We start from the raw sequence: 7920 nt of genomic DNA, 5'->3' as shown, positions 1-7920 counted from the left end.
AAGGTAATGACTCATGAATATCGTAACCTAAAAACAAGCGAATCGATAAACTATCACTGCAATAGGCTATTAATTGCCTATCGGAATTAAGATTGTTTAGATAACCCACTAAGAGGATTTTAAAGAAGACTACAGGATCAATACTTTCCTGTCCTTCCTCTCCATAATACTGAGCTGTGGCTTTGTATAAAAAATGAAAATCAATCGCTTTATCTAGCAATCGATAATAATTGTGCTCAGGTATTAAGTCCTGTAAATGAAATTGGTAGAGCATTTTTGGGGTGAGTTCTTTTCTTCCTTGCATGATTTAAAAATACAACCTTTCTAAGTTTTTTGCAAGTTTTTTTTGGTATATTTGTTGGAGTTGTGCAACAAGCACAGCGGTTGCTGCAAGCGGGGCAATTGTTGTTAAAAAGAAATTTTGATTTTCAAAAGGAATTTGTTTTTTTTGCAGAAAATTTACGTTTTTAAAACCCCGCTAGACAGCAAGCGGGCAAGACGTTAGCTGCAACCGTTGGGACGAGACAGCTAACATCAACAGAAAGTGAAAAATCGTATAGAAAAAAAACTAACTTTAAATTAATTTTTTAACAATAAAATCATCAATAATCTATAAAAAAATGAAAAAATCTATTATCGCAATTGCTATCGTAGCCTTCCTATGGAGCAATAATACACTTAATGCACAAAAAAAAGAAACATCTAAACAATATGTCAAAGTTGGTATCGACTTAATTGACGTGAAAGACGACAAGGTACTAGTGACTGTACAAGCACCAAAAACCAAGTCGGAGAAAATCACTTACAGCATTCCTAAAATTGTCCCTGGTACCTACTCGTTTGAAAATTATGGGAAATTTATTGAGGAGTTTAAAGCTTTAGATACAAAAGGAAGTGAATTGCCTGTAACCAAATCCGACGACAATACCTGGTCGATTTCTAACGCAAAACATCTTTCTAAAATAACCTATCTAGTTAACGACACTTTTGACACTGAAAAAGTAGGAGGGCATGGAGGAGGAGATGTTTTTTCTCCTGCAGGGACCAATATTGATGCAGCAAGAAAGTTTTTTAACTTTGTTTTCATCGAAGCAAGACAAAAAAGTTTATGAACGACATGATGACCTTACTCTTGATCGCCATACCCTCGCTTTATTATCTAGTTTTGGGTTTCGTTACGCCATCTCGTGTTGCAGTAGCCACTGCAACGGTTACGATCGAAGCCCCAATCGAGTGGTTGTTTCACATGATTGCGATAGATCGGAGACAAGCGTTTCGTAGCGATCTGAAGGATGTTATCGTAACTTCAAATAAGCGTTGGCGGGAATTGGCATTTGACTCCCCACCGGTAGATTACGAAGAGGTACGCTCAGTTACCAACCATCTTTTCGAGGCGCATTTTAAAGGTTTTGGATTCCGCGGTACTTGGCTGGTGCGTTTCACTAAGGACACAGATAAAGTTACTACGCTTTTTATCTATGAGGAAATTCAGGTCAAGCAGCCACTTCTTCGGCCAATTGTGAAACTTATTTATCCTCTCCAGGATGCCGTAAATCGATTCGTAGCCGACTTGTTTGATGCCATTGATACCGCTAACCCCATAACAGTATGAACAATACCAAGCCAATAGTTCTCATAACAGGTGTATCATCCGGCATAGGTAGGGCAACTGCAGGTTACTTAGCCTCCAAGGGGATGAACGTTTTCGGCACAGTAATCGAGCCTGTTGACGGTATTCAACTGCATCAAGATGGCTATTCGATACTTTCAATGGACGTAAGAGATACCGAGTCTGTGAGGTTTGCCGTAAACCGGGTGCTAGAGGCAGCCCAACGAATCGATGTTCTGATCAACAATGCTGGAATCAGTTTTTCAAGGTCTCTGGAAGAAATGGATATTCATGATGCCCGGCAAATACTTGAAGTTAACACGCTGGGGCCACTAAGGGTAATACAGTCGGTCCTCCCCTCAATGCGTAACAATATGCGTGGTCTTATTATCAATACAACTTCAATAGGCGGGCAGATAGCCATCCCATTTGATGGTATGTACAGCGCTTCTAAGTTCGCCCTTGAGGGATTGTCTGAGGCGCTTAGCCTCGAGTTAATTCCTTTTGGCGTTAAGGTTGTTATACTTGAACCAGGCGATATTAATACAGGTATGTCTGCTAAACCAAGTTCAGGCAGCAAAACAAATGAGAAATCACCCTATTTTAGATACCAGACAGCAGCTCATAACGCAGCCATTAAGAATGAACAAACCGGATCAAGTCCTTTAATTATAGCCAGAAAGATCGAGGATATTATGGGAGAGCGCCAACCCTCACTTCGGTATGTTGGGGGAACCCTACTGGAGCGATTGATGATACCCTTGAAGCGTTTATTGCCGGCCCGTATTTTCGAGCACCTGGTGGCCAGACAGTATAAGCTAAAGTGAAATGTGGTCTGTCTTTTTCTGCCTTCGTTATCATTGGTCGGCTTACCATAGTCGCTTACTTCAGCACTTGTGGTCAGTAGATAGTGCCCCTAGGGGCAACTTTCGAGAGTTTTCTGCTAATCGTTTCTTGTTTTTAGCAAGTGGATTCATTTTTATTCCGCTTTTTGATGTTTCCTAAATTAACACTTGTTCACGCTGGTTGCCTGACAATCGTGCAAGTAGATCGTAACATATCCACATCTTCAGCTATCGTCTTTCTAAGAGCACGATACGATTGAAGTACCGCGCTTGCGCATCATGTCCTGGGGAGATGCTGCGGGACGAGTAAGTCGCCAACACGTATACTTGTATTTTTAGTTTTGCAAAAAGCTTGCGCCCACAGCCAGCGCGTGTGTGCAACGCATGCCGCGGGAATCATGGGCACGGGCAGTTTGTGCCGCAAACTGATTTTTGCAAACCGGCAGGATTGTTTTATTTTGAGTTCTCACGCTGGCGAGGAGCGCAAGCATGAACGGGGCGGCAGGCAGTGCTCATGCCAAGGGTGGTGGTTTGAGAGTGCAAGCGAGGGGGAGTAGGAAAGCCGCAGAGTCCGAGGCGAGACTCTGAGGAATAGTAAAGAATTTTCAAATGGATTGCACGATTTAAAAAAAAGTCGGAATTTTATTTTTTAAAAACAAAGTTATTAGAGCTTCACTTAATACAATAAACCAATAAATTGAGATAGAAAATTGAATGCACATCTAAATAAAAACATTTATATGGATAGAAAGGAATTTATGAAAGCAATGACAGCATTAGGTATTATTTCTGTATTGCCAAAGGATATTCTAAAAGCACAAACCCTAAATAAGAAACCAATGCATAAAATAGATTCAACTATTCAGCAAATTCTTGCCTATGGCATGCATGCTCCAAGTAGTCATAATACTCAACCGTGGAAGGTTAAAATTGAGGAAAATAAAATAAAGGTTTTCGGTGATTTTCAACGAAGATTACCATTTGTTGATCCAAATAACAGAGAGTTTTTACTTTCGATATCTGCCTTTATTGAAACAATTGATAATGCGGCCATGGCCACGGGTAATCAATTGAAAATTGAACCATTTCTAGGCTCGATTTCAGCAGACAAAGAATTGTTCAGTATTGAAATGAAAGGTAATAAGCAAAGTTCTATCAATGCAACATTATCTCTGATTGAAAATCGTTTTACTGACAGAAAGAACTATAATATTGGAGAAATGAGTAACAAGGACATCACCAATCTTCAAGACTTGGACAGTGAAAATGTGCATTTCTTCTCCTCGAACTCCCCAAAAGGTAAATCAATATCAGAACTACAAATTCAAGCGTTCACAAAACAAAGCAATGATAAAAGCAAACAATTGGAACTGAGTGATTGGTTGAGGTTCGACAAAGATCAAAAGGAAAAATTAGGTGATGGTCTTTTTCCTGAAATGCTGGGATTAAATGGCTTGCCCAAATTTGTCTGGTATAGTTTCTTTAACAAAAAATCAGCTATTGGCGGCTCATTTATTAATCAGGGAATAAAAAGTGCGATAGAACAAGTTAAGCACACGAGCGGCTTTTTAGTGATAACTTCAAATAGTAGTGAAAATTTTTCTATTTACGAATCTGGAAGACTTTATCAAAAGGCCCTGTTAAAGTGTACTGAATTAAGTATAAGAAATCACACCATTTCCCAAATCTTGGAGGAAGAGCCAATGAAAAATGATATTTCTGATAATTTGGAGCTTAAAAAGCCCATACAATTTATAATTCGGCTTGGGTACAGCAATCAAGATGGTTATGGCAAACATATAAGACGTTCAATTAACTCAATAATTATTTAAAGAGTTAAATGTAGACCAAAGGCAGCCCATAATCGAGTAGACGGCTCCGCCAGAAACTGACGGAGTGCGCCTTTGACGGTATTGAGCGGATGGTGGTTAGAGGTGTTTACTTGAGAGGGGTACAGATTTAAGGTATATTTTAGAGTTGGTAGGTCATAGTAGTAGTAAAACAACTGAAATATATACTCATGTTAGTACAAAAAGTATTCAACAAATCAAAAGTCCTTTTGATGATTTATAATGCAACTTTTATTTCTATTTTTGAAACAAATACGCTACTCTATAGCGCCTATCCACCCTGTTTTGGGTGTATATGCGCTACTTTGTAGCGGGTATATACAAGTTAGCGGTAATTATACCGCGACACACCGAAAACACTAGAAAAACTAAACGAAAATGATTCAAAAACTAATATACAGAACTAATACAACAGAATTCTATCAAGATTCTGATTTAAAACTTGAATCTTACAATTATAATCCTTCTAATAATACTTTAGAAATGATTCTTTCAATTAATCAAATTAGTTACGACGTTCCAATTGAATACGAAGAATGGAAATTAACTTGCCGAAATACAGAAAGTTTTAATGGCTTTTTTTACGAACTTATGTTGCCATACGTAAAGTTAAAAATTCTGGAAAATCATCCTTTGTTATTAAAATTCCACGAAAATGAGCTTGAGTGCGAAATCAAAGGAAAACCGGAAAACCTTAATGAATTTATTGGAGAAATTAGTAATGTTTTAGAAAAGGAAACGGGAAATTGGATTACGGTAAATGAATATTTTTGGAATAGTGAAGAACAATTCAATAAATATTCTCACAGAATAATAAGTATTCCAAAATCTTTAGAAAAATCTATAAAACAAGTTTGCGAAAAACATAAATTAAGTTTTACAGTAAATAATGAAATTATCGGAGATGACAAAGGTTACGCAGACAAACCAAAAGCAAAAGTTTTAATATTTGGTAATGAAGATGTAAGTCCAAATGACTTTTTCTTAAACCAAAGCTATATTATTGCAGAGGAATTTATTGCTGAAAGAATTAAATAATAATAACTGCATACAATCGAGTAGACGGCTCCGCCAGAAACTGACGGAGTGCGCGTCTGAGGGTACTGAGCGGATGGTGGTTAGAGGTGTTTACTTGAGAGGGGTACAGATTTAAGGTATATTTCAGAGTTGCTAGGTCATAGTAGTAGTAAAACAACTGAAATATATACTGATGTAAGTACGAAAAGTATTCAACAAATCAAAAGCCCGTTTGATGATTTTTAATACAACTTTTATTTCTATTTTTGAAACAAATACGCTATTCAATAGCGCCTATCCACCCTGTTTTGGGTGTATATGCGCTACTTTGTAGCGGGTATATACGAGTTGTGAGTAATTATCAGAAACTATAAGGAAACGAGACATTATTAGAAGTAGATACTATATTAAATTTTAAATTATGAGTTTTAAAGACGACTTTTTTGTTCGATTAGATGGATTTGCATCTTCACCATTTTTATTTATCGGTTCAGGTTTTTCATTTAACTATATTCAAAGTGAAAAATGGGAAGGTTTGCTAAGAAAATATTCAAGCATGATGGATATTCCATTTGAAAAATATCGTTCTTTAGCTGGAGGAAATTGGCCTCTTGTAGGCTCATTAATTGCAAAAGATTATCATGGTTATTGGTTTGAATCTCCTAAATTAAAAGAAGAACGAGACGCTAACCTTCAAGAAATGGCCAACTTTTCAAGTCCATTGAAGGTTTCAGTTTCAAATTATTTAAAGGAAATATCAAAAAAAGAAATTCCGGGCGATTTAAAAAATGAAATTGAATTACTTAAAGCTGCAAAAATTAATGGAATAATTACAACAAATTATGACTTATTATGCGAGACAATATATCCTGATTTTAAAGTTTATAAATCTCAACAAGAGCTAATTTTTTCACCGTTACAAGAAATAGGAGAAATATATAAAATTCATGGCTGCTGTAGTGAACCTAATTCGCTTGTCATAACTGAAGAGGATTACAAAGAATTTAATGAAAGAAATGCATACTTAGCTGCAAAACTTTTAACTGTATTTTTAGAACATCCAACAATTTTTATGGGATATTCCATTTCTGACGCTAACGTTCGAAGCATTTTGGCTTCAATTATAAAATGTCTTGACCAAGGACAAGTCAATGAATTAGCAAGTAGATTATTTTTCATAGAATATGTTCACGACCACAAGGGAGAAGCTGTTATAGACAAATACGAATTTGAAATTGGAGGCTCTATATTACCACTGACCAGAATTAGAACGAAAGATTATTTAGAAATTTTACAAGTACTTGCTTCATTAAACCAAAAATTCCCTGCTTCACTACTCCGCAAAATAAAAGAACACATCTACGAACTTGTCAGCACAAATGACCCAACAGGAAAAATTGCAGTTGTTGACTTTAATACCGAAACCGATTTGGATAAAGTCGATGTTGTAATTGGAGTTGGAGTTGTGAAAGATAAAAAGGAAAAATCATATGAAACTTTTTCTAGATTTGATATTGCAGAAGATGTGCTTTTCGATAATAAAGAATTTGACACTAAGGAATTAATTAACAAAACACTGCCAAAATTAGTTAAGGCAAGTACGTGGATTCCAGTGTGGAAATATTTAAAACCAATTGCGGATAAATCTGGTGTGGACCCTAAAATTACACTTGCTGCTGATAAGAAAATTGCTGACTGGAAAGCAGCTAATCCTTATTCATATAAAGAAAAAGCAATTAATGAAAATTATAAATCCATTGAAGAAGTAATTGACGCAAACCCACCTGACAAATCTTTGAAAATAATATTACTGTTAGATATTGAAAAGCTTAATTTAGAAATTTTGGGTTATTTCCTAAGAGACAATTTTAATTTGACAGCAGATGTTCAACATTCTTCATATTACATGAAATTAGTTTGTTTATATGATAGACTGCTTAATGAATAACTGCTCACAATCGAGTAGACGGCTGCGCCAGAAACTGACGGAGTGCGCCTCTGCCGGTAGTGAGCGGATCGTAATTAGAGGTGTTTACTTGAGAGGGGTACAGATTTAAGGTATATTTTAGAGTTGCTCGGTCATAGTAGTAGTAAAACAACTGAAATATATACTGATGTAAGTACGAAAAGTATTCAACAAATCAAAAGCCCGTTTGATGATTTGTAATACAACTTTTATTTCTATTTTTGAAACAAATACGCTATTCAATAGCGCCTATCCACCCTGTTTTGGGTGTATATGCGCTACTTTGTAGCGGGTATAAACTAGTTAGCAGTAATTTTATGACACGACGCGAGAAAAGACAACTCACAAGAGAAAATCAAAAGAAAGTAAAAATTTATAAACCTATCTCGAAAAGTGATAGAATTGTAGTTATTACAATTTCGTTGATAATGATTTTGTCATTTGTTTATCTAGCTTTTCGTGACAACTCATTACCAGATAATGAGTTGGTTTCTATAAATGTAAAGTTAAAAAGTCCACCGAAATATGACGAATATAAAATTAAGTCGACAACTTACAGAGATATTATTCTAACAACAAAAGAATATAGCCGAGAATTCAAAATTACGTCTATGACTTATGAAGCAACAAATC

At 36.0% G+C, this 7920-nt stretch carries 8 protein-coding genes and 2 pseudogenes; 9 read left to right on the top strand and 1 reads right to left on the bottom strand.

Features of this window, described 5'->3' with window-relative positions; all coding sequences use genetic code 11:
- Positions 1-304 (bottom strand): transposase (locus WFZ85_RS15460; protein ID WP_342697167.1); only part of this gene is annotated, 304 nt, incomplete at its 3' end.
- Between the two features lie 316 nt (positions 305-620).
- On the opposite strand from WFZ85_RS15460, the gene WFZ85_RS15455 reads away from it, so the two are divergent.
- The 9 genes and pseudogenes from WFZ85_RS15455 to WFZ85_RS15410 form a co-directional block, all read left to right on the top strand.
- On the top strand, positions 621-1112 hold the full coding sequence (locus WFZ85_RS15455) for a M61 family metallopeptidase (protein ID WP_342697166.1): 492 nt from the start codon (positions 621-623) through the stop codon (positions 1110-1112).
- Positions 1109-1612 (top strand): hypothetical protein, encoded by a 504-nt coding sequence (locus WFZ85_RS15450; protein WP_342697165.1) that lies wholly within the window; start codon positions 1109-1111, stop codon positions 1610-1612. Before WFZ85_RS15455 ends, WFZ85_RS15450 begins: the two co-directional genes overlap by 4 nt.
- Entirely contained in the window at positions 1609-2436 is an 828-nt protein-coding gene (locus WFZ85_RS15445; RefSeq protein ID WP_342697164.1) for an SDR family oxidoreductase, read from the top strand. Before WFZ85_RS15450 ends, WFZ85_RS15445 begins: the two co-directional genes overlap by 4 nt.
- A gap of 758 nt (positions 2437-3194) precedes the next feature.
- The gene (locus WFZ85_RS15440; protein ID WP_342697163.1) at positions 3195-4286 is read left to right on the top strand and encodes a hypothetical protein; all 1092 of its coding nucleotides are present in this window, start codon (positions 3195-3197) and stop codon (positions 4284-4286) included.
- 118 nt (positions 4287-4404) lie between these two features.
- Positions 4405-4527: pseudogene (locus WFZ85_RS15435) on the top strand (integrase); the annotation flags it as partial.
- Positions 4528-4682: 155 nt separating this feature from the next.
- Positions 4683-5342 carry a hypothetical protein gene (locus WFZ85_RS15430; protein WP_342697162.1) on the top strand — a complete coding sequence of 220 codons (660 nt, stop codon included), beginning with the start codon at positions 4683-4685 and terminating at the stop codon, positions 5340-5342.
- Positions 5343-5444: 102 nt separating this feature from the next.
- Positions 5445-5567 (top strand): annotated as a pseudogene (locus tag WFZ85_RS15425) (integrase); the annotation flags it as partial.
- A 175-nt stretch (positions 5568-5742) separates the two neighbouring features.
- Positions 5743-7269: an SIR2 family protein gene (locus WFZ85_RS15420; RefSeq protein ID WP_342697161.1), complete on the top strand. Its 1527-nt coding sequence runs from the start codon at positions 5743-5745 to the stop codon at positions 7267-7269.
- Positions 7270-7508: 239 nt separating this feature from the next.
- Positions 7509-7920, top strand: a 412-nt coding sequence (locus WFZ85_RS15410) for a hypothetical protein (RefSeq protein WP_342697160.1), incomplete at its 3' end; no start/stop codon positions are given.

The organism is Flavobacterium aureirubrum (assembly GCF_038739835.1).
GTDB classification, from domain to species: Bacteria; Bacteroidota; Bacteroidia; order Flavobacteriales; family Flavobacteriaceae; genus Flavobacterium; species Flavobacterium aureirubrum.
This window is presented reverse-complemented; position numbering and strand designations above follow the sequence as displayed.